The organism is Streptomyces sp. BR1 (genome assembly GCF_052373795.1).
Lineage (GTDB): Bacteria > Actinomycetota > Actinomycetes > Streptomycetales > Streptomycetaceae > Streptomyces.
The window spans coordinates 4,077,303-4,099,805 of the sequence record NZ_CM126252.1; the positions used below are offsets into that span (position 1 = coordinate 4,077,303).

Below are 22,503 nucleotides of genomic sequence, written 5' to 3' on the forward strand. Positions count from 1 at the left end.
CGCCGACTCGTCCGGGCCGCGAGCAGCCGCCGCGGCACCGCTCGTATGCTCGGGTAATGACTTCCAGCGCGCAGCGACCGCAGGCAGACGCACCGACCGCCAACGCGATGCGGCGCGCGCTGAAACGTGCCCGCGACGGCGTCGCGCTCGACGTCACCGAGGCCGCGGTGCTCCTCCAGGCGCGCGGCGAGGACCTGGTGGACCTGACCGCCTCGGCCGCGCGCGTGCGCGACGCGGGTCTTGAGGCGGCGGGCCGGCCGGGGGTCATCACGTATTCGAAGAGCGTCTTCATCCCGCTCACCCGGCTGTGCCGCGACAAGTGCCACTACTGCACCTTCGTCACCGTCCCCGGCAAGCTGCGCCGGGCCGGGCACGGGATGTTCATGTCGCCCGACGAGGTCCTGGACATCGCCCGCCGGGGCGCCGAACTCGGCTGCAAGGAAGCCCTGATCACCCTCGGCGACAAGCCGGAGGACCGCTGGCCCGAGGCCCGCGAGTGGCTGGACGCGCACGGCTACGACGACACGATCGCCTACGTACGCGCCATGTCCATCCGCATCCTGGAGGAGACCGGCCTGCTGCCGCACCTCAACCCCGGGGTGATGTCCTGGACCGACTTCCAGCGCCTCAAGCCGGTGGCGCCGAGCATGGGCATGATGCTGGAGACGACCGCGACCCGGCTGTGGTCCGAGCCGGGCGGCCCGCACTACGGCTCCCCGGACAAGGAACCGGCCGTGCGGCTGCGGGTGTTGGAGGACGCGGGCCGCTCGTCGGTGCCGTTCACCAGCGGGCTGCTCATCGGGATCGGCGAGACGTACGAGGAGCGCGCCGACTCGCTGTTCGCGCTGCGCCGGGTGGCCCGGGCCTACCACGGCATCCAGGAACTCATCATCCAGAACTTCCGCGCCAAGCCCGACACGGCGATGCGCGGCATGCCGGACGCCGACCTCGACGACCTGGTGGCCACCGTCGCCGTCGCCCGGCACATCATGGGCCCCTCCGGCTGCCTCCAGGCGCCGCCCAACCTGGTCGCGGGCGAGTACGCGCGCCTGATCGGTGCGGGCATCGACGACTGGGGCGGTGTCTCGCCGGTCACCATCGACCATGTGAACCCCGAGCAGCCGTGGCCGCTCATCGGCGAACTGGCCGCGCGCTCCGCCGAGGCGGGCTTCGAGCTGCGTGAACGGCTGTGTGTGTACCCGGAGTTCGTGCAGCGCGGCGAGCCGTGGCTGGACCCGAGGCTGCTGCCGCACGTGCGGGCGCTCGCCGACCCCGGGACGGGCCTGGCCAACCCCGACGCACCCGTGCGCGGTCTGCCCTGGCAGGAGCCCGACGAGAGCTTCACCGCGACCGGCCGCACCGATCTGCACCGCACCATCGACACCACCGGCCGCACCCACGACCGCCGCGACGACTTCGACGAGGTGTACGGCGACTGGGAGGCGCTGCGCGAGGCCGCCGCCCCGGGCATGGTCCCGTCCCGCATCGACACCGACGTACGCCAGGCGCTTTCCGTGGCGGCGGACGACCCCACCAAGCTCACCGACGACGAGGCGCTGGCGCTGCTGCACGCCGACGGCCCGGCGCTCGACGCGCTCTGCCGGATCGCGGACGAGCTGCGCCGCGATGTGGTCGGCGACGACGTCACGTACATCGTCACCCGGAACATCAACTTCACCAACGTCTGCTACACCGGCTGCCGCTTCTGCGCCTTCGCCCAGCGCCGCACCGACGCCGACGCGTACACCCTCTCCCTCTCGCAGGTCGCCGACCGGGCCGAACAGGCGTGGGAGGTGGGCGCGGTGGAGGTGTGCATGCAGGGCGGCATCCACCCCGACCTGCCGGGCACGGCCTACTTCGACATCGCGCGCGCGGTGAAGGAGCGGGTCCCCGGCATGCATGTGCACGCCTTCTCCCCGATGGAGGTCGTCAACGGCGCCACCCGCACCGGCATGTCGATACGGGAGTGGCTGAGCGCGGCGAAGGAGGCGGGCCTCGACTCGATCCCCGGCACCGCCGCCGAGATCCTCGACGACGAGGTCCGCTGGGTCCTCACCAAGGGCAAGCTGCCCACGGCGACCTGGATCGAGGTGGTGAAGACCGCCCATGAGCTGGGCATCCGCTCCTCCTCCACGATGATGTACGGCCATGTGGACCAGCCCCGCCACTGGCTCGGCCACTTCCGCACGCTGGCCCGCATCCAGCAGGAGACGGGCGGTTTCACGGAGTTCGTGACGCTGCCGTTCATCCACACCAACGCGCCGGTGTACCTGGCGGGCATCGCGCGCCCCGGCCCGACGATCCGCGACAACCGAGCGGTGACGGCGATGGCCCGCCTGCTGCTGCACCCCCACATCACCAACATCCAGACCAGCTGGGTGAAGCTGGGCACCGAGGGCGCCGCCGAGATGCTGCGCTCGGGCGCCAACGACCTGGGCGGCACGCTGATGGAGGAGACCATCTCCCGGATGGCGGGCTCCAGTTACGGCTCGTACAAGTCCGTCCAGGACCTGATCGCGGTCGCGGAGGCCGCGGGCCGCCCGGCGCGGGCGCGCAACACGCTGTACGGGGAGGTGTCCGAGGAGCGGCAGCGCACGGCGGCCGCCTCCGACGGGCATCTGCCGGAGCTGCTGCCGGTGTTGGAGGACTGAGGGCTGTCGCCTGCGCCGGGAGATCGCATACTGATCCCATGGCGGCAGGCAAACCCTCGATGCAGGAGCTGATCCGGCGGCGCAGACGGGCCGGATTCGTCGGCCGGCGCGGCGAACTCGCGCTGTTCCGCGAGAACTTCGAGTTCCCGCCGGACGACGAGCGGCACCGGTTCGTCTTCCACGTCCACGGTGCCGCCGGCGTCGGCAAGACCTCGCTCGTACGCGAACTGGAGCACACCGCGCGCGAGCGGGGCGCGGTGACCGCGTACGCCGACGAGGCCGTCAACAGCGTCCCCGAGACGCTGGCCGCGATCTGCGCGCACTTCGCCCGCCAGGACCGCCCGCTGAAGGCGCTGGAGCGGCTGCTGGCCACCTACCGCCAGCGGCGTTACGAGGCGGAGTCCGCGGCCCTCGACGGGCCCCCGCCGCCCCCTTCGCCTTCGCCGGGCCGCCGTCTCGCCGCGCAGGCGGGGTTGGTGGGCCTCGGTATGGTGCCGGGCGCGGGGGCTGTCGCGGGTGGCCTGGACGCGGACCAACTGGCTTTGGGCGCTGACAGGTTGAGGGCGGCTCTGAGTGCCCGCTTCGGTAAACAGGAGGACGTCCAGCTGGTCCTGGACCCGCTCCAGGTGCTCACTCCCGTACTGGTGACGGAGCTGGGCCGGATCGCGGACGAGGTCCCCTGGATCACCCTCTTCTTCGACACATATGAACGCACCGGCCCCTTCCTGGACACCTGGCTGCGGGATCTGATCACCACCGAGCGGTACGGGGCGCTGCCCGCGCAGGTGGTCGTCGTCCTGGCGGGCCAGCGGCGGCTTGACCCGGTGTGCTGGGCGGACAGCGCGGACCTGGTCGCGGAGCTGTCGCTGGACCTGTTCACCGAGGCGGAGGCACGCCAACTCCTGGCGACGAAGGGCGTACTGGACGAGGAGATCGTCCGGGATGTGCTGCGTCTGTCGGGCCGCCTGCCGGTCCTGGTCTCCACCCTGGCCGAGAACCCGGGCGATGCCCGCGCCCCGGGTGCCACGGCCGTGGACCGCTTTCTGAAGTGGGAGGCGGATCCGGTCCGCCGGGCTGCGGCGCTCGCGTGCGCGCTGCCCCGCCGCATCGACGAGGACGTGTTCCGGGCGGCGGTCGACGAGGACGGTTTCCGGGACGCGGTGGAGGCGGACGCGGCGGGCCTGTTCGGCTGGCTGTGGTCGCTGCCGTTCGTGAGCGACCGGGGCGGGCGCGCGCAGTACCACGCGGTGGTGCGTACGGCGATGCTCGGCGTCCAGCGCACGGGTTCGCCGCAGCGCTGGAGCGAGCGCCACCAGCGGCTGGCGGAGGCGATCGCCCAGCGCCGGGAGGCAGTGGCCGAGGAGCTGCCCGCGCGCCACCTGTGGGGCCAGGAGGAGTGGCGCGAGCTGCGCCTTGAGGAGTCGTACCACCTGTTGTGCGCCCGCCCGCAGGCCGCCCTCGCGCGCGTGCTGCGCGACGGCGTGGACGCCTGCGACGCCGGGTCCGCCGTCGCCCGGCGCTGGGCCAGGACGCTCGCCGAGGCGGGCGAGGACGCGGACGCCGAACTGCTGCGGCGCTGGGGCGCGGACTGCCTGGCCGCGCTGGATGACGAACAGGCGGGCGCCGTCCGGATGTTGGGCCTTCTGCTCGCCAGTGGCAAGCTTTCGCCGGAGGGCCGGGCGAGTGCCCATGTCGCACGGGGCCGGGAGCTGCGTCACGCGGGCGCCCACCAGGAGGCGCTGGACGAGTACGACCGGGCGATCGCGCTCGACCCGGAGCGGGCCCGCGCCCACTACGGCCGCAGCGTGGTGCGCAGCGCCCTCGACGGCCCGGAGGCCGCGCTCGACGACATCGCCCGGGCCTGCGCACTGGCCCCGGACGACGCGTACTACATCGGCTACCGGGGCGACATGTACCGCAGGCTCGGCCGTTTCGAGGAGGCGCTGGCCGACCTCGACCGCGCGATCCTGCTCGACCCCGGCGACGCCTGGGCCCCCGCCAGCCGGGGCCGTATCCGCCACCAGATGGGCCTCCTTGAGGGCGCCCTGGCCGACCTGAACCGCGCCCTGGAGCTGAACCAGGACTACCTGTGGGCGTTGGTCCGCCGCGCCCAGGTCCGCCACGGCCTGGCGGATGTGGCGGGCGCGCTGGCGGACCTGGACCGCGCGGAGCGATTGTCCACGGACACCGCCTGGGTCGTCGGTGTCCGAGGCGACATCCTGCGCACGGCGGGCCGCCACGGCGAGGCGGTGGCCGAGTACACCCGCGCCCTCGCGGCCGACGAGCAGTACGCGTGGGCGCTGGGCAACCGCGCGATGTGCCTGGAGGAACTGGGCCGCCACACGGAGGCGCTGGCGGACTACGACAGGGCGCTGGAGGTGGAGCCGTCGTACACCTGGGCGCTGATCATGAGGGCGAGGGTGCGCTCGGAACTGGGCGACGCGGAAGGCGCGTTGGAGGACCTGAACCGTGCGGTGGGCCTGAGCGGGGACGACGTCTACGCGCTGACCTGGCGAGGCAGGATCAACCGCAGGCTGTGGCGCCCGGAGGAGGCGTCGGAGGACCTGGACCGGGCGGTACGGATCGCTCCCGGCGCGGTGTCACCGCTGGTGGAACGGTCGTTCCTGCGCGCCCAGTCGGGCGACTGGGCCGGCGAACTGACGGACCTGGACGGCGCGGTGGCGCTGGCAGGCCCCTCCGACCGTGGCATCCGCCTCCTGCGAGGCGAGGCGCACTGGAGGGCCGGCCGGTACGAGGCCGCGCTCGCGGACTGCCGGGCGGCGGTGGAGGAGGAGCCGGGGGAGGCGCAGGCGGTGGGGGCGCTGGGGGAGGTGCTGCGGGGTCTGGGGCGTGTGGAGGAGGCGTACTCGTACGTGGACCGTGCGGTGCGCCTGTCCCCGGAGGAGGGTGGGATGTGGGCGGTTCTGGCCGCAACCCACCTCGCCCTGGACCGCCCGGCGGAGGCGCTGACGGCCCTGGACCGGGCGATCGAGCTGGACCCGAACGTGGGGTGGGCGCGGGGGAGTCGGGCGAGGGTGTGGTTGAGGGCGGGGTTGATGGAGGGGGTGGTGGCGTTTATGGATCGCGGTGCGGCGGAGCTGGAACGCTGCCTGGCCCTCCTCGACGGCCGCGCGGAGCGATCAGCGGACCCCGGCACCCCCGAGGGCATCGAAACCCTCTGCGCCACCCACCGCGCCCAGGGCAACCACGCGCTGGCAGTGGCTTTGGCAACCCGCTTGCCGGGGGAGCGGGGCGCGTACCACCACGCGATGGCGTCGAGCCGCGCGGGCATGGCCTCGCCCCCGTGGGCGGAGGCGGGCGACGGGGTGGTGGCGGTGTGCGCACGGGGCGAGTGGGCCCGGGCGGACGAACTGGTGTCGGAGCTGGTGCGTACCACCGGGGCGTGGGAGGAGTTGATGGAGGCAGTGGAGGGGGTGGGGGAGCTGGCGCTGTGCGAGGCCATACCGCCCGGGGAACTGTCCCCCCGAGCGAACCGCTTGCGCACGGCCCTACGGGAGTGCCCCCTGCCCCGCCCGTTCCCGTAAGCCCTGGGCGGGCGGCCGGGGTCGGGGGCGGTCCCCCGATAGCCCACCCACGCCTGGAGGTTCAGCGAAGGGGCGGGGTGGCTCGTTGGCGCCTGAGGCGGATCACCTCGTCGACACCGTCGGGCGGGCAGAAGTCTTCGGGGTGCCGGGGCGGGTGCAGCCAATAGGCGCCCGGGCGGGCGGTGCGGTGTACGGCGGGGACGCCGAGCACGGACTCACCCCGCAGGGATGTTGGATAGCCGAGAGCTGTCGGCCCGTACGCGTCGAGAGCTGGAGAGCATCCGGTACGCAATCCGCCTCGCCGAGGCGTGAGAGGAGACGGACGTGGCCGAGGGTCTGTCTGCGGTGGCGCACTTCCTGTACGAGGCGGGCACGCTCAAGCAGGCGCGTCGCACGGGATGGTGGATGGCCGGTGTCCGCGATCCGGAGAGCGTCGCCGAGCACTCCTGGCGGACCGCCCTCATCGCCACGATCATCGCGAAGCTCGAAGGGGCCGACCCGGCCCGCGCGGCGTTCCTCGCGGTGTGGCACGACACCCAGGAGACCCGCGCGGGTGACGTGAACCACCTCGGGAAGAAGTACTCGGCGGGCGCCGCGGATCCCCGGGTGGTCACCGCCGACCAGACGGCCGGTATGCCGGAGGTGCTGGCGTCGGCGGTGCGCGATCTCGTCGACGAGTACGAGGCGAAGGAGTCGCCCGAAGCGGTCTGCGCCCGCGACGCCGACAAGCTGGAATGCCTGCTCCAGGGCATCGAGTACCGGGCCCAGGGCTACGAGCACGCCCAGCGCTGGATCGACAACAGCCGAGGCCGCCTCGTCACCGCCACGGCGATCCGCCTGGCCGACGAACTACTGGGTCAGAACTCCCTCGACTGGCTGCGCAGGGCACTCGGGGAGAAAGAGGCGTAGCCGCGCGACGGTGGGTCAGTGCGGGACAAAAGTTGTTCAAAGGGCGACACTTCGCATAACCATCGCGGTCTTATTCGCCCCCCACCCAGTCGATTACAGTGCTGCGCCATGAGCGCAGCAGCCACTGGACCGGCCACGTCCATATGGGGCCGCACCGAGCAGCAGGACTTCCGCAGCCGGGTCCGCGGGAGTCTCCTCGGCGGCGCGATCGGTGACGCGCTCGGCGCCCCCGTCGCCCACCTCACCCTGGACGCGATACGCGCCCACCACGGCCCCGAGGGCGTCACCACCCTGACCCCGGCGCCCCCGCCGCTCCCGGTGGCCCCGCCGAGCCCACCCACCGACCCGGCCGCCGCATCCACGGCCACCGGAGGCCGAATAACCGCCTCCACCCAGCTCACCCTCTTCACCGTCGACGGCCTCATCCGCGCCCAGGTCCGCCGGGACACCGGCGCCTGGCATCCGCCGACCGATGTGCACCGTGCGTACCTCCGCTGGGCCGCCACCCAGCGCGACTGGGGGCCGGACGAGCGGCGCAAGGACAATGGGTGGCTCGCCGCGCAGGAGTGGCTGTACAGCCGCAGGGACCCGGCGCGGCCCTGCCTCGTCGGGCTCGGGGACGACGTGATGGGCACCCTCGACCGCCCCAAGAACCCCGACGCCCGCGATCCCGCCGCCCTCACCCGCTCCGGCCCCTTCGGCCTGCTCGTCGGCTGGGAGCCGCAGCTCGTGCTCCAGCTCGCCGTCGAGTGCGCCGCCCAGACCCACGGCGCCCCCGCCGCGTACCTCTCGGCCGGCGCGTACGCCGTCATCGTGCACGGCCTGGCCCGGGGCGAGTCCCTGGACGCGGCCGTCCAGCGCACCCTCGCCCTGCTCGCGCAGCGCCCCGGCCACCAGCCCGTCACGGACGCCCTGAAGCACGCGCTCGGCGCCGTACGCCAGGGCATGCCGAGCCCCGGCCTGCTCGCCACGCTCGGCGAGGGCCATCTCGCCGAGGAGGCGCTGGCCATCGCCGTGTACTGCGCCCTGGTCGGCGAGGACATCCGCCACGGCCTGCTCCTCGCCGTCAACCACGACGGCCCCTCCGACGCCACCGGCTCCCTCTGCGGCACCCTCCTGGGCACCCAGCACGGCGAGACCGCCCTGCCACCCGGCTGGCTCGCCGAACTCGAAGGCCGCTCCACCGTCCTCGAACTCGCCGACGACTTCGCCATGGAGATGACCCAGGGGCCGGCCCTCCACGGCCCTGCCGTCAACACCCCCGGCTGGCTGGCCCGTTACCCAAGAGCATGACCTATCAGCTGTCCAGCACCCTCGCCTCCCCCGCCTGCGCGGGCACCACGGCCGCCGAGCCCCGACCGTCGTCCCCGTCCGAGTCGATCCGCGCCAGCAACGCGTCCCGCTCCGGTGTGTCCTCCGGCCTGACCAGGCCGATCAGGACGTACAGCACCAGCGAGATCGCCAGCGGCACCGACACCTGGTACTGCAGCGCCACACTCGTACGGTCCGAGCCGTCCAGGTGGTAGTTGACGAAGAAGAACGCCACCAGACCCGCCGCCCAGCTGGTCAGCGCCGCCGTCGGCCCGGACTTGCGGAACGTACGCAGCATGCCCAGCATGAACGGGATCGCGATCGGGCCCATCAGGCCCGCCACCCACTTGATGACGACCGTGATGATGTCCTTGAACGCGGGCGAGTTGACCTGCGTGGCGATCGACATCGACAGGCCCAGGAACACCAGGGTCGAGATACGCGCCGCCAGCAGCCCCGCCCGCGGGTCCCAGCCGCGCGCCCGCCGGGAGAGCGTGGGCGCGATGTCCCGTGTGAACACCGCCGAGATCGCGTTCGCGTCCGAGGAGCACATGGCCATCGTGTGCGAGAAGAACCCCACGATCACCAGGCCGAGCAGTCCGTGTGGCAGCAGGCTCTCGGTCATCAGGGCGTACGAGTCCGACGCGTCCGGCTTCTTCGCGTGCACCAGGAGCGGGGCGCACCACATGGGGAAGAAGAGGACCAGCGGCCAGACCAGCCACAGGACCGCGGAGAGCCGGGCCGAACGGGTCGCGGAGCGGGCCGAGTCGGTGGCCATGAAGCGCTGGGCCTGGTTCCACATCCCGCCGTTGTACTCGAACGTCTTGATGAACAGGAACGCGAGCAGGAACGTGACGGTGTAGGGCCCGGCCGTCGGGTGCGCGTGCCCGCTCGGCAGCTTGTCCCACACCGTCCACAGCGCGCTGAACCCGCCGAGCTTGCCCATGGTCGCGACCAGCATGGCGACCCCGGCGCACAACTGGATGACGAACTGGCCCAGTTCGGTCAGCGCGTCCGCCCACAGTCCGCCGACCGTGCAGTAGACGGCGGTGATGCAGCCGGTGATGAAGATGCCCTGGGTGATGGTGACGCCGGTGAAGACGGAGAGCAGCGTGGCGATCGCCGCCCACTTCGCGCCCACGTCCACGATCTTGAGCAGCAGCCCGGACCAGGCGAGCGCCAGCTGCGTGGAGACGTTGTAGCGGTTCTTGAGGTATTCGAGCGGTGAGGCCACGTGCAGCTTGGAGCGCAGCCGGTTGAGCCGGGGTGCGAAGAGTCTCGCGCCGATGCCGATGCCGACCGCGATGGGGAAGGACCAGGTGACGAAGGACGTCACGCCGTACCGGTACGCGATCCCCGCGTACCCCGTGAACATCACCGCGCTGTACCCCGACATATGGTGCGAGATGCCCGACAGCCACCACGGCATCCTGCCGCCCGCCGTGAAGAAGTCGGAGACGTCGTCGACGCGCTTGTGCGACCAGACGCCGATCGCCACCATCACACCGAAGTAGCCGATGAGCACGGCCCAGTCGAGACTGTTCATGTCCCCTCCGAAGTTCCGTCTTGTGAACACGGATGTACGCAGGTGTACGTGCGTGCTCTTCTCTCAGTACGACCGGATCGGCGATGTCCCGTGTGGGAGAGGGGACTTTCCAGGGATTGAACCGCCCGTTCAACGGCGCGGTCAAGAGTAAGGATGGTTATGTACATGAACTTGGGTCATTAACAGGAATAAGCGAACGGCCGCACGGGATGCGGGTCCCATGCGGCCGGGGAAGTGGGGAAGGCCGACTACCTCATCAACTCACCCGCGTTCACCAGCAGCGACTGCCCGGTGATCGCCCTCGCCCGGTCGGAGGCCAGGAACACCACGGCCTCGGCCACGTCCCCGTCCGTCGCCAGGTCCGGCAGCGCCATCCGCTCGGTGAGCCGGCCGAGCACCTCGGTCTCGGGCACCTGCTCGGTGTGCGCCGTGAACTGGACGTACGCCTGGACCGGCGGCCCCCACATCCAGCCCGGCAGCACCGTGTTGACCCGGATCCGGTGCGGTCCGAACTCGCGCGCCATCGAGTACATCGCCGAAGTCAGCGCACCCTTCGACGCCGCGTACGCCGCCTGCCGCACCTGCGAGGGCGCCGCCACCGCCGACTGTGTGCCGATCACGACCACCGACCCGCCGCGCTCCTTCAGCGCCGGCAGGCAGGCCCTCGTCATACGAAGCGTCCCCAGCAGGTTGACGTCCAGGACGGCCTGCCACGTGGCGAAGTCCGCGTCCTCGACTCCGCCGAAGTAGCTGTCCCAGGCCGCCACATGGACCACCGCGTCGATCCGCCCGAACCGTTCCACCGCGAGCGCCGCCAGCGCCTCGCACTGGGTCTCGGAGGTGATGTCGGTGGGTTGGTACGCGGTGTGCGCGCCCTCGGGGTCGATCTCGTGGGCCGCCTTCACCAGGTTCGCCTCGGTGCGCGCCCCGAGCACCGCGTTGCCGCCGTCCCGCACCACGGTCGCGGCGACCTGGTGGCCGAGCCCCGCGCCGACCCCGGACACGACGACCGTCTTCCCGTCCAGCAACATCCGGTGCCTCCCGGCTCTGGCAGTTCTTCTGACGGGGCGTCAGAGTAGGTCGATCCGCAGCACGAGGGAAGGGGAACGCAGTGGGCGAGGAGACCAGGAGCGACACCTACGCCGAGCTCGCGGCCGTCGGGCCCTACGGCGTGCACCCCGGGCACGCGCTGATCACCATGGTCGAGCCGCACCCGGGCCACGAGTACGCCTACAACCGCTGGTACGAGGACGACCACTACTACGCGGGCGCCATGGCCATGCCCTGGATGTACGCGGGCCGCCGCTGGGTCGCCACCCGTGACCTCCAGGAGCTGCGCTACCCGGAGAAGTCCGCGATCGCCCAGCCGGTGACCGCCGGGTGCTATCTCTCCACGTACTGGATCACCGAGGGCCGCTACGACGACCACATGAAGTGGACCGTCGGCATCAACAAGCGGCTCAACCGGGACGGCCGCGTCTACCAGGACCGTACGCACGTCTTCACCGCCTTCCAGGACCATGAGGCGACCGTCTACCGGGACGGGGCGGCGGGCCCGCGCGACTACCACGCACTGGACCACCCTTACGCCGGGCTGGTGTTGGAGGTGATCGACGCCGAAACAGCGGAGCAGCGCGGTGAGTTGGTCGAGTGGCTGCGGTCGCGGCATCTGCCCCGGCGGCTCGCCGGTGGGCCCGCCGCGATGGTGACGCTCTTCGGGCCCACCCCGCTGCCCGGCGACCGTATGACGTACGTCAGGCAGGTCGAGGGGGTCGGCACCCGGCTCACGCTGCTGTGGTTCCTGGAGCGGGAGCCGGGGGAGGTCTGGGCGGAGCACTTCGCTGGGCTCGGCGCCGAAGTGGGGGAATCGGGGCTCGGGCGCGTCGAGTTGGTCGCGCCGTTCGTTCCCACCGTGCCGGGGACCGATCGGTACGTCGACCGGTTGCGCTGACCGGGCCGCGCGGGGAGGCGTACGGGCCCGGGCAGCAACCAGCCCCCTCGGCCAGGACGGCGGACCAGTCGAGAGGGCCTTGCGCGGGTTGAACTACTGCGGGTTCTGCGGGTGGTGCTCCGTACTGCGTTACGGGCGGCCGATGTCGAGGACGAAGGCCGACCAGGTCTCCGGGGCGAAGTCCAGAATCCCGAGCTCGGGGTTCTTGGAGTCGCGGACGGACAGCGTCTGGCGGTTCTGCGTCTTGACTTCCACGCAGTCGCCGTTCACTGCGGAGTACGACGATTTGGTCCACTCCGCGAACGCGTCACGCTGAACAGGCATGGTAACTCCGATGGTTGTGCCGGTTTGTCTGGGTGTGGTGCACCCTGTCGCTGTTCCCAGCGACTGTGCGTGCGACGCTACGCCGCAACATCACCTGGGGCAGGGGGTGTTCACCCATTCGGGCGGCATATTCCATGGAGGTCTTTTTAGTTGGGACCGCGTAGGTGTAGGGTGCGCGCCTCGCGGCCGACGACGTCTCCCGGGCCGATATCGCGTCAATCCCGGTAGCCGTCGGCCACCTCGTGGATGAACGCCCGGGACAGCTCGGCGCTGAGCGCTTTGGCCCGCAGATGCTCGTACATGACCGTGTAGCTCTGGACGTCGTTCGCCTTCTCCAGGTAGAGGTCGCTGGTGACGCCCTCCAGATAGACGACGCTGGCGTCGAGCGCGTCATGGAACTCCAGGATCGCGAACTTGCCGTACATGCCCGGGTGCGCCCCGGCGTCGTACGGCAGCACCTGGAGCGTGACGTGCGGCTGCTCGCTGAGGTGGGCGAGGTGTTCGAGCTGGGCCGTCATGATCTGCCGGTTGCCGACGACGCGGCGCAGCAGGGCCTCGTCGATCACCGCCCAGAAACGCAGCGGGTTCACCGGGTCGGTGAGGCGATCCTGGCGTTTGAGCCGGATCTGAATGCGTTTGTCGACGTCGGTGGAGGTGGCCTCGGGCCACATGCCCTCGATCACCGCCTGCGCGTACTCGCGGGTCTGGAGCAGCCCGGGCACGATCAGCGACTCGTAGACGCGCAGGCTCGCCGCGTCCGTCTCCAGGCCGATGTAGACGCTGTACGGGATGTCGCCGAAAGCGTGCCACCAGCCCTGCTGCCGGGAGTCCTTGGCCATTTGCATCAGCGAGTCGACGATCCGGTGGTCGTCGACCTCGTACACCCCGCACAGATCGCGGACATCGCGCTGGCTGATGGAACGGCGGCCGTTCTCCAGGCGGCTGATCTTCGACTGGGAGACCAGCAGGCGCTCGGCGACCTCCTCGGCCGTCATGCCTTTCAGCTCGCGGAGCCGACGGAGCTCCTGGCCCAGTCGGCGTCGCCTGACGGTGGGATTGACGTTGGACGCCACGGGAACTGCACCTCCGGCTGCGGCACTTCGCTTTTTCTCTGCTCTTCCGCTCAGCAGACTGCCACCAATGTTCGTGGCCCCGCTGGGAAATGGCCACACACGGTGGGGCATTGGCTACCGGGGGTACGAATTCTTTCTCGCGATTCGGTACGGGAAGCGGGTGCCGGAAGTCGCCGAGTGGCACCCGAAGACGCGAAGCGGGCGCCCGAAAGCGACCGGCGGGCGTCGAATAGACGCAAAGCGCGCGGGACCGGCGATGGCCGGCCCCGCGCGCCCGTGCTGCGGCTCCCGAACCGGGTCGTGAGGGGGACGTCGGTGCGGCGGGTCGTACGGGTGGTGCGGGTCGTTCAGGTGGAGCGGGTGTGGTGCTAGTGGGCCACGGCGCGGGCCATGCTGCCGCGGCGCGGCTGCATCGGAACCCCGGGTGCCGTCGCCGTCGCCGTCGGGCGGGTGCCCGCCGTGGGTCCTGCGCCGGTGCCGTTGGTGTTGCGGCGCGGTGCCGCGCCCACACCGTTCTGGACGTCCATCACGGCGTGCGCCACGAGTCCGCCCATGGGGTCGTGCCTGATCAAGTCCCGGAGCCGGGAGCGGGATGAACGCCCCTCGTTGCCCGGGTACAGGTGCTTGCCGAGCCCGACCGCGTGGGCCAGTGCGGCAAGCGCCGCGGTCCGCGGGTCCGGCGGTACGCCGGTGCGGATCGCACTGTCCAGCCGGGACCTGATTTCCCGGCTGATCGCCGTGTCCGTCGCCTGGTAGCGAGTCGTCGGCAGCACCCCGCACATCTGGCCGGCCACGGCATGAACCATGCCGCACCTCTCCAGATGCGAGAGATACGTCTGGCGCAGCCCCAGCCGGGGCCCGCCGATCCAGTGGACGGCCCGGACCGGACTGCCGCGCCTGCGCAGCAGTTCCAGTGCGGAGTCCAGTGTCGGATCTCCTGTCGGCCGTGCCATCACCACGGCGATACGATCCCCGTCTGGGGCTATCCGTCCTGCCAGAGCCAGCTCTACTAGCTGTGCTCCGGCGAGGCCGAGGTCGAGCGACTGCGGCTGCGCTGTGGTACCCGTGGCCGGGTCCAGAGCGAGCAGCAGAAGCTCCTCCGGAATTGTTCTGCGGCTCCTGCCCATCCATGCCTCCCCGCGTGGATGAATGACAGGGTGACCCCTCTCACATTCATCTGTCGAGAGCGCCTGGGCGGTAAGTACGGGAACCGACAGGTATGTCGTTCTCGTCTAGCCACTGGGGTCGACCCCGCACACAGGACACTGGTAGATGGTTCGGACAGGTTCGGACGGCGCTCAAGGGCGCCGGGAGGAGGCATCGGTGGCGGGCGAGTCCCCCGACAGGTCGAAGCAGCAGCAGTCGTCGGGGGAGACGACTCCGGGCGAACGCGATCCGCGTGTAGCGGTGTTCGGGGCCGGGGACGGCCCCACCCGTACGTCCGGTTCCCCGGCGGAGGGGTCCGCCAACGGGTCCACCAACGGGTCCGCGTCGGGCAAGGCCGGAGCCAACGGTTCCGCGAACGGGTCCGTGAACGGATCGGCGAAGTCCGCGAACGGGTCCGCTCCCGAGCGCGCCGAGGACGGCGGCTCCGCTTCCGCCTCCGCTCCCGTGGACCAGGCGACCGCCGTGTTCCGCGCCCCGCGCCAGGAGGACGCCGAGTCCCGCGACACGCGTCTGCGGGCGGCCGTGGCGGCGTGGGTCGCCACGGACGGCGAGGAGGACGCGGACGCCCCGGCCGACGGCGACACGCCGAGCGCCGACGCCGATGTGAAGTCCGAGTCCGGCCCCGCCGGGCCCGACGACGTACGCGAGACCGCGCCCGCGCCCGCGGCCACGCCTGGTGACGAGCCGAAGCCGGAAGCCGAGGCGAAGCCCGACGCTGCCGCGAAGCCCGAGGCCGACGCCGAGCCCGTCGCTTCTGCGAAGCCGGACGCGGGGAGCAAGGCCGAGAGCAAGTCGGACGTGGATGCCGAGCCGGTCGCCGAGGCCGAGCCCGACAGCAAGTCGGGCAGCAAGCCGGACGCCGAGCCGAAGGCCGACGCGAAGCCGAAGGCCGACGCCGAGCCCAAGGCCGACAAGCCCGCCCCCGCCCCCAAGGCCGACGCTCCCAAGGCCGCCGAAGGCGACGACGCCGACAAGCCCGCCCGCGCCGCCTCCTGGGGTGCGAAGCTCTCCCCCGGCAGCGAGGTCGACGACAAGGCCGAGGACAAGGCCGGCGACGCCGTCGACCAGCCCACCGCCGTCTTCAAGGCCGTCCGGCCCCCCGTCGTGGACCAGCCGACGACCGCCATCCGGCTGCCGTCCAAGGACAAGGGCAAGGGCACGGGGAAGCCGGAGTCGGACTCCGAGCAGACCAGCACCTTCGTGCCGCTGCGCTCCGACGACGTACGCCCCGCCGGGAAGGCGACCGAGGTCAAGCCCGACGGTGAGGCGAAGGCCACCAGCGCCTCCGCCCCGTATGTGAAGACCCCCACCTCGCCCCGCATCCAGGTCCCGGACGCCGCCCCCGCGCTGCCCGAGGCCGCCGAGCGGACCCGGCAGCAGCCGCTGCCGCCGAAGCCGCCGCTCGATCTGCTCGCCGAGCTGACGAACACGCCGCCCCCGGCGCAGACCCCGGTCCGTACCGTGGTCCGGCGGTTCAAGATCTGGACCCCGCTGGTCATCCTGCTGCTGGTCGTGTTCGCGGTCGTACAGTTCGTACGCCCGCTGCCGGACCCGGCGCTGAAGATGACCTCGGCGGCCCAGTACACCTTCGACGGCTCGGCGCCGCGGCTGCCGTGGCCCACCGAGGGGCAGGGCCTGATCACCGTGTCGGGGCTCGGCACGGTGGGGCAGTTCGGCGAGGAGAAGCCGGTCCCGATCGCCAGTGTCACCAAGTCGATGACCGCGTACATCATCATGCGCGACCACCCGATGAAGCCCGGTTCCAAGGGCGCCTCCATCCCCGTCGACAAGCTCGCGGAGAAGGAGGGCGGCTACAACAAGACCGGCGACGAGTCGACGGTGGACACCATCAAGGCCGGTGACAACCTCTCCCAGAAGGACGCGCTCAGCGCGGTCATGATCCCGTCCGCGAACAACGTGGCACGGCTCCTCGCGCGCTGGGACGCGGGCTCCGAGGCGGCGTTCGTCAAGAAGATGAACGACACCGCGAAGGAGCTCGGGATGACGAACACCACGTACACCGACCCGTCCGGTCTGAACGCCACGACCGTCTCCACGGCGGTCGACCAGGTGAAGCTGGCCACCGAGCTGGTGAAGATCCCGGCGCTCGTCGACATCACCAAGCAGCCGACTTGGACCGACCCGTCCGGCAAGCTGTGGCGCAACTACAACACCCTCGTCCCCTACAACGGCGCGATCGGCATCAAGACCGGTTCCACCACCAAGGCGGGCGGCAACCTGCTCTTCGCGGCGACCAAGGACGTCGGCGGGACCAAGCAGACGATCGTCGGCGCGGTCTTCGGCCAGCACAAGGGCATCTCGATCCTCGACACCGTGAACAAGGTGAGCAAGGACGTGCTGATCGACACCCGCAAGAGCCTCACCTCGGCGACGGTGATCAAGAAGGACACGGTCGTCGGATACGTGGACGACGGGCTCGGCGGCAAGACCCCGGTCGTCGCCACCAAGGACCTGACCGTCGTCGGGTGGCCGGGTCTGAAGACCACGATCGCGCTGACGGCGACCGACGCGAAGGTGCCGCACTCCGCGAAGGCGGGCACGGTGATCGGCAAGCTGACCGTGGGCTCCGGCGCCGGCCAGGTCTCCGCGCCGGTGGCCCTCCAGAAGGCGCTCGCCGAGCCCGGATTCGGGTCGAAGCTCACTCGTCTGGGCTGATCGACAGCGGCTGAGCACAAGGGCGCCCCGGTCTCCGGTGGCGCCCTCGTGCTAGCTTCGGTCAACTGGAGGACGCGGGGCGGCGTCCCTATGAGCGACGGGGCGAGAGACGTCCCATGAACGTGACAGTGTGAGGCGGGAGAGCCGCAGTGACCACCGCTGAGCCGACGCCCGCGCGCGCCGACGGCAGCAGCCCCGCCGAACCGGAGGGGCGAATACAGGACACGAACGAGGACCGGGACGTGAGCACCGACAGCGGCCTGGACACGCGCGTGGACGAGGACGCCCCCGAGGCGGACCGCAGGCTGCTGTGCCGGGTACGTGCGCTGATGCTGAAGCATCCCGTCTGGTCGATGACCGCGGTCGCCGCCGTCGGGCACGTCCTGTGGTTCCTGTTCTTCGCCAACAGCGGCGGTGACCTCGCGGCCCAGGACGCCTGGGCCGAGTTCGTCGGCCGCCACCCGGCGTCCGCGTACAACCTGGCCTGGTACGGCGGGATGCACCCCGTCTCGTACAGCGTGGTGTCGCCGTATCTGATGTCGGTGCTCGGCGTCCGGACGACGATGATGATCGCCGGGACCGTGTCGATGGCGCTGACCACGCTGATCCTGGTGCGGGTGCGGGCGGTGCGCAATCCGCTGCCGTGCGCCTTCGCGGCGCTCTTCGCCTTCCTGTGCAACGCCACGTCGGGCCGGGTCACCTTCGGGCTCGGCACGATGTTCGCGCTCGGCGCGGTCGCGGCGGTCTTCTGCTGGCCGCACAAGTGGCGCACCGAGCGCTGGGCCAAGGGCGCGGTCGCAGCCCCCCTGGCGGGCCTCGCGACCGCCAGCAGCCCGGTCGCCGGGCTCTTCCTCGGTGTGGTCGCGGCCGCGCTGTTCCTGAACGGGCGTCGCCCGGGCGCGTACGCCCTGGGTGTGCCGCCGGTCATCGTGGTGGCGCTCTCCGCGTGGCTGTTCCCGTTCTCGGGCACCCAGCCGATGTCGCTGGCCAGCACCTCGCTGCCGTTCCTGTTCGCGGTGATCGTGCTGGTCATCGTGCCCAAGGAGTGGAAGACGGTCCGCACCGGCGCCGCCGTCTACGGCATCGGCACGCTGCTGACCTGGCTGATCGACTCGCAGATCGGGTCCAATGTGACCCGGCTCGCGATGCTCTTCGCGGGCGTCATGTTCCTGGCCGCCCTGCCGTACGTGGTGCCGCGCTCGCGCAAGTGGTACGTCCTGGTCATCGCCTTCGCCGGGATGAACTTCTGGATCGGCTTCAAGGCCGTCGACGACATCGTCCGCACCCTGCCGGCCGCGTCCTGGGCGCGCGAGCTCGCGCCGCTCGTCGACCAGCTCCAGGAGGTCGGCGCCGAGCGCGGCCGCGTCGAGGTCGTGCCCGCCTCCAGCCACCGCGAGGCCTCGGCGCTCTCCCCGTACGTCAACCTCGCCCGCGGCTGGAACCGCCAGGCCGACATGGAGCGCAACCCGCTCTTCTACGACGACACGCTGAACTCGGCGAGCTACCGGGGCTGGCTGGACCGCTGGGCCGTCCGGTACGTGGTGCTGCCGATGGGCCCGCCGGACGGCAAGGGCGACGAGATGGAGGCCAAGCTCCTCAAGGACGGCCAGCCGTACCTCAAGGAGCTGTGGCGCAACCCCAACTGGCGCCTGTTCGCGGTCACCGACCCGACCCCGCTCGCCGACCCGCCCGCCGTCGTGCAGCGCGCGGACGAGGGCGAGCTCACGGTGATCGTGAAGTCCCCCGGCCGGATCCTCATCCGTATCCCGTACTCGCCGTGGCTGAAACTGGTCGACGAGAAGGGGAAGGGCGTGGAGCCCCCGCAGGAGACGGCCGCGTCCAAGCGTCGCGCGCACGGCGTCCCCAAGACGTACGACAACCCCAACGGGTGCCTGTGGAAGGCGCCGGAGGATGCGGCGGGGGACGAGTGGACGGAGCTCCTCGCCCCGAAGGCGGGCACGTACCGCCTGGCCGCCCCGTACAGCCTCCGCCGAGGCACGGCCTGCCCGGCGGAGCTGCGCCCCCACCACTGAGTGGCCCCCACCCCGCCCCTTCCCGAAACTCTCCGAGGGATCTGGTCGTCTGCGGATCGTGCTGGGTTGCTCGCGCCCACGCGGCGGAGCCGCAAATCGATACAGCCCCGCGCCCCTGATGGGCCCTTCGGGCCCTCCTAGGGGCGCGGGGAACTGCGCGACAAGCCCCCACCGGCGCTCAGACGAACGACATCCGCCGGAGGCTTTCGGGAAGGGGCGGGGTGGGGAAACGCCCGCCGCAGGCGGCGACCGGCCCGCAGGTTCAGCCGCAGCCGCAAGCTCCATGGCGCCCGCCATGTACCCGGGCCAGGGATGACGGGCGGGCCAGGGACGACGGGGACGCGGCCGGGGACCCGCCCTCGTGCACCACCCGACCCCCCACCAGCGTCAAGCGAACCCCCACCCCCGACACCTCCGGGACCGGCACCCGCACCACATCCCGGTCAAGCACCACCAGATCCGCCGCCATCCCCGCCAGCAGCCGCCCACTCAACCGCTCCATGTGGAGCTGATACGCCGTCCCGGCCGTATGCATCCGCAGCGACGACGCGCGCGTCAGACCCTCCAGCTCCGGATACAGCGCCCCCTCACTCGCCTCCGCCCCCTCCCGATCGACCGCCGTACGGACCTGGTTCCAGGTCTGGAGCGGGTCGACCGGCCAGTCCGAGCCACCGGAGAGCAGCGCCCCGTGGCGCTCCAGGCTGCGCGCGGGGTACAGCAGACGATGCCGCGCCGCCCCGATGTACGGCAGCAGCGCCTCCATCGTCCAGATGTCCCGCATCGCCCACTGGAGCTGCATGCACGCGACCACGCCCAGTGGCGCGAACCGCCGGTAGTCGGCGGGGTCCACGAGCTGGAGGTGCGCGATGGTGTGGCGGTTGCCGCGAAGCCCGTTCGCCCGCACCGCCGCCTCGTAACCGTCGAGCGCCGTCCGCACCGCCCGGTCCCCGATCGCGTGCGCGTGCAGCTGCCAGTCGGCCCGGTCGAGGACGGTCGCGAGGCGGCCGTAGTCGGCGGCGGAGACGTACAGGTCGCCCCGGTGGTCCGTCGGCCGGCCCTCCGCGTCCAGGTACGGCGACAGCAGTGCCGCCGTCTGCGACGGGTACTCGATCACCCCGTCCAGGAACACCTTGGCCGTGCCGAACCGCAGCCCGGGCACCTGCCCGTACCGCGTCCGCAGCTCGCGCAGGTGACGCAGCGCCCCCGCCGGGTCCTTGGCCAGGTCCGGGCCGATCAGGAGCGCGGGCACGATCCGCTGCGGCAGCCGCCCGGCGGCGGCGAGCGCGGCGTACGTGTCGAGCTGATGGGTCTCCACCGACGCGTCCATGAACGTGGTGATGCCCGACGCCGCCGCCTGCGCGAGCACCTTGGCGCAGGCGTCCACGAGCTGGGCCCGGGTGGGCGGCGGGATGACTCTGGTCAGGAGGTCCTGCGCGGTGTCCTTCAGGAGGCCGCCCGGTGTGCCGTCGGGGTCGCGCACGATGTGGCCGCCGGACGGGTCGGGGGTGGCAGCGGTGATCCCGGCGAGGTCGAGGGCGCGCTGGTTGGCCCAGGCGTTGTGCCCGTCGTCGCCGATGAGGGCGATGGGGCGGCGGGTGGGGAGCGCGTCGAGCATCCGGTGGTGCGGGACGGTCCCGGCGGGGAGCAGCCCCACCGGGTTCCAGTCCTCGACGACCAGCCAGCCGTCGGGCTCGTGGGAGGTGTCTGCGGCCAGGAACTCCCGTATCCGGTCCTGGAGTTGGGGGACGGTCAGAGTCGCGCCGTCCAGCGACGGGTGGAGGCTGCGCTCGCCCGCGTTCAGCGGATGGGCGTGGCCGTCGTGGATGCCGCTCATGACGGTCGCCCCGCGCGCGTCGACCAGCTCGGTGTCCCGCCCGATGAAGCGCTTCAGCGCCGCGTCGGTGCCGGTCGCGAGCACCGTACCGTCCCGCCCGACGGCGACGGCCTGCTGGATGGGCGCGTGCGCCTCGCCGGTGAGCACGCGCGCGTGGTGCACGACGAGCGCGGCCGAGCGCCGCTTCGAGGAGGCGGCGGAAGCGGGGGAGGCGGTAGAGACGGTGGACGCCGCGGCCGCACCCAGGGCGGTCGCGAGGACCCGGCGGCGGGAGGGCTGGGAACTGCTGCTACGCATGGCTGCTCCTGGGGGTGAGGACAGGTGGTGAGGGCCGATGAGGGGGGCGCTGCCCGCCCCGACCCCTGCGGATGGGACCCGACCCTTCGCGATTAACCCCTTAACCACCAGCGCACCAGCACAGCTGATTCCCTCCGTGAACTCCCCTTCCCCCAACGGATTCCGTACGCTGTGGCCCGTGCCCCGAGTGACCCTCGCCGAAGTGGCCCGCGCGGCCGAGGTGTCCACCGCGACCGTCTCCAACGCCCTGAACGGCACCGGCCGCATGGCCGATTCGACGCGTGCGCGGGTGCGCGCGACCGCCGCCGCGCTCGGGTACGGCGAGCCCCCGCCGCGTACCCTCGGCCTCGCCGTCACCACGTACGGCACGCTCTCCTGGGACTTCGCGGGCATCCCGTTCTACGCCCGCGCGATCAGCGCCGCGACCGCCGCCGCCCACCGGCGCGGATACGCCCTGATCGCGCTGCCCGCCGGGCCCGCCGAGGCGCTGTGGCGGACCGTGCCGGTGGCCGGGGTGGTGCTCCTGGACAGCCCGGCCGACGACCCCGTCGTGCGCGTGCTGCGCGAGCGGGGGCTGCCGCTGGTCTTCGACGGCCGCCCGGATCGGCTGGGCGCGCGTGAGGCGTGGGTGGACAACGACCACCGGGCCACCACGTACGAGGTCCTGGACCATCTCGCCTCGCGCGGCGCCCGCCGGATCGCGCTGATCGCGGGCCCCGGCGAGGAGCACTACACACGCAGCTGCCTCGCGGCGTACGAGGAGTGGTGCGCGGCGCACGGCAACCCGCCCCGGGTGGTGCCGCTGGACTTCGCGGACAGGTCGGGCCGCACCCTGGACGCGCTACTCGGCACCAAAAAGGACCCCCCGGACGCGGTGTACGGGCTCTACGACCCGTGCGGGCACCGGGTGTTGGCCTCGGCGGTGCGCTGCGGCCTCAAGGTGCCGCGCGACCTGCTCGTGGTGTGCGCCAGCGAGGACCCGGCGTACGGGACGACCGCCCCGCCCGTCTCCACCGTGTCGCTCGCCCCGCACCGCACGGCGCGGGCGGCGGTGTCGGCCCTGGTGGACCTGGTCGAGGGCGCGGCCGATGAACGGGAGCAGATGATTCCGGCACGGCTCATGCCGAGGGAGTCGTCGCTGCGGGGGGCGACGACTCCCTCGGGTGCCGCCGGGTAGGCGGCGCCG

General features: G+C 71.8%; 14 protein-coding genes. 8 read left to right on the forward strand and 6 right to left on the reverse strand.

Going from position 1 to position 22,503, the window contains the following annotated elements; all coding sequences use genetic code 11:
* Positions 1-56 precede the first annotated feature (56 nt).
* From ACT1U9_RS17895 to ACT1U9_RS17910, 4 genes are all read left to right on the forward strand, one after another.
* The gene (locus ACT1U9_RS17895; RefSeq protein ID WP_444533728.1) at positions 57-2,651 is read left to right on the forward strand and encodes a bifunctional FO biosynthesis protein CofGH; all 2,595 of its coding nucleotides are present in this window, start codon (positions 57-59) and stop codon (positions 2,649-2,651) included.
* Between the two features lie 38 nt (positions 2,652-2,689).
* Positions 2,690-6,196 carry a tetratricopeptide repeat protein gene (locus ACT1U9_RS17900; protein WP_444533729.1) on the forward strand — a complete coding sequence of 1,169 codons (3,507 nt, stop codon included), beginning with the start codon at positions 2,690-2,692 and terminating at the stop codon, positions 6,194-6,196.
* 324 nt (positions 6,197-6,520) lie between these two features.
* Complete coding sequence (locus tag ACT1U9_RS17905) at positions 6,521-7,105, forward strand: HD domain-containing protein (RefSeq protein ID WP_444533730.1); 585 nt, start codon at positions 6,521-6,523, stop codon at positions 7,103-7,105.
* Between the two features lie 108 nt (positions 7,106-7,213).
* Complete coding sequence (locus tag ACT1U9_RS17910; RefSeq protein ID WP_444533731.1) at positions 7,214-8,398, forward strand: ADP-ribosylglycohydrolase family protein; 1,185 nt, start codon at positions 7,214-7,216, stop codon at positions 8,396-8,398.
* 4 nt (positions 8,399-8,402) lie between these two features.
* Here ACT1U9_RS17910 and ACT1U9_RS17915 read toward each other — a convergent pair whose 3' ends face one another.
* Both ACT1U9_RS17915 and ACT1U9_RS17920 read right to left on the reverse strand, forming a co-directional pair.
* The gene (locus ACT1U9_RS17915; protein WP_444533732.1) at positions 8,403-9,962 is read right to left on the reverse strand and encodes a sodium:solute symporter family protein; all 1,560 of its coding nucleotides are present in this window, start codon (positions 9,960-9,962) and stop codon (positions 8,403-8,405) included.
* 248 nt (positions 9,963-10,210) lie between these two features.
* Positions 10,211-10,993 (reverse strand): SDR family oxidoreductase, encoded by a 783-nt coding sequence (locus tag ACT1U9_RS17920; protein ID WP_444533733.1) that lies wholly within the window; start codon positions 10,991-10,993, stop codon positions 10,211-10,213.
* A gap of 80 nt (positions 10,994-11,073) precedes the next feature.
* Between ACT1U9_RS17920 and ACT1U9_RS17925 the strand changes: the two genes are divergently transcribed.
* Positions 11,074-11,913, forward strand: a complete 840-nt coding sequence (locus ACT1U9_RS17925) for a hypothetical protein (protein WP_444533734.1) — start codon at positions 11,074-11,076, stop codon at positions 11,911-11,913.
* Between the two features lie 129 nt (positions 11,914-12,042).
* On the opposite strand, the gene ACT1U9_RS17930 is transcribed toward ACT1U9_RS17925, so the two are convergent.
* From ACT1U9_RS17930 to ACT1U9_RS17940, 3 genes are all read right to left on the reverse strand, one after another.
* Positions 12,043-12,237: a DUF397 domain-containing protein gene (locus ACT1U9_RS17930; RefSeq protein WP_444533735.1), complete on the reverse strand. Its 195-nt coding sequence runs from the start codon at positions 12,235-12,237 to the stop codon at positions 12,043-12,045.
* 215 nt (positions 12,238-12,452) lie between these two features.
* Complete coding sequence (locus ACT1U9_RS17935) at positions 12,453-13,310, reverse strand: helix-turn-helix domain-containing protein (protein WP_444533736.1); 858 nt, start codon at positions 13,308-13,310, stop codon at positions 12,453-12,455.
* Positions 13,311-13,678: 368 nt separating this feature from the next.
* Positions 13,679-14,437, reverse strand: coding sequence for a GOLPH3/VPS74 family protein (locus tag ACT1U9_RS17940; protein ID WP_444533737.1), 759 nt, complete (start codon positions 14,435-14,437; stop codon positions 13,679-13,681).
* 196 nt (positions 14,438-14,633) lie between these two features.
* Between ACT1U9_RS17940 and ACT1U9_RS17945 the strand changes: the two genes are divergently transcribed.
* Both ACT1U9_RS17945 and ACT1U9_RS17950 read left to right on the forward strand, forming a co-directional pair.
* Positions 14,634-17,153, forward strand: a complete 2,520-nt coding sequence (locus ACT1U9_RS17945; RefSeq protein WP_444533738.1) for a D-alanyl-D-alanine carboxypeptidase — start codon at positions 14,634-14,636, stop codon at positions 17,151-17,153.
* 329 nt (positions 17,154-17,482) lie between these two features.
* Positions 17,483-19,186, forward strand: coding sequence for an MFS transporter (locus ACT1U9_RS17950; RefSeq protein WP_444539156.1), 1,704 nt, complete (start codon positions 17,483-17,485; stop codon positions 19,184-19,186).
* A gap of 262 nt (positions 19,187-19,448) precedes the next feature.
* Here the strand turns inward: ACT1U9_RS17950 and ACT1U9_RS17955 are convergent, their stop codons facing one another.
* Positions 19,449-21,317, reverse strand: a complete 1,869-nt coding sequence (locus ACT1U9_RS17955) for an amidohydrolase (protein WP_444533739.1) — start codon at positions 21,315-21,317, stop codon at positions 19,449-19,451.
* Between the two features lie 178 nt (positions 21,318-21,495).
* Here ACT1U9_RS17955 and ACT1U9_RS17960 point away from each other — a divergent pair, with 178 nt between their 5' ends.
* Entirely contained in the window at positions 21,496-22,494 is a 999-nt protein-coding gene (locus tag ACT1U9_RS17960; protein WP_444533740.1) for a LacI family DNA-binding transcriptional regulator, read from the forward strand.
* Positions 22,495-22,503 lie beyond the last annotated feature (9 nt).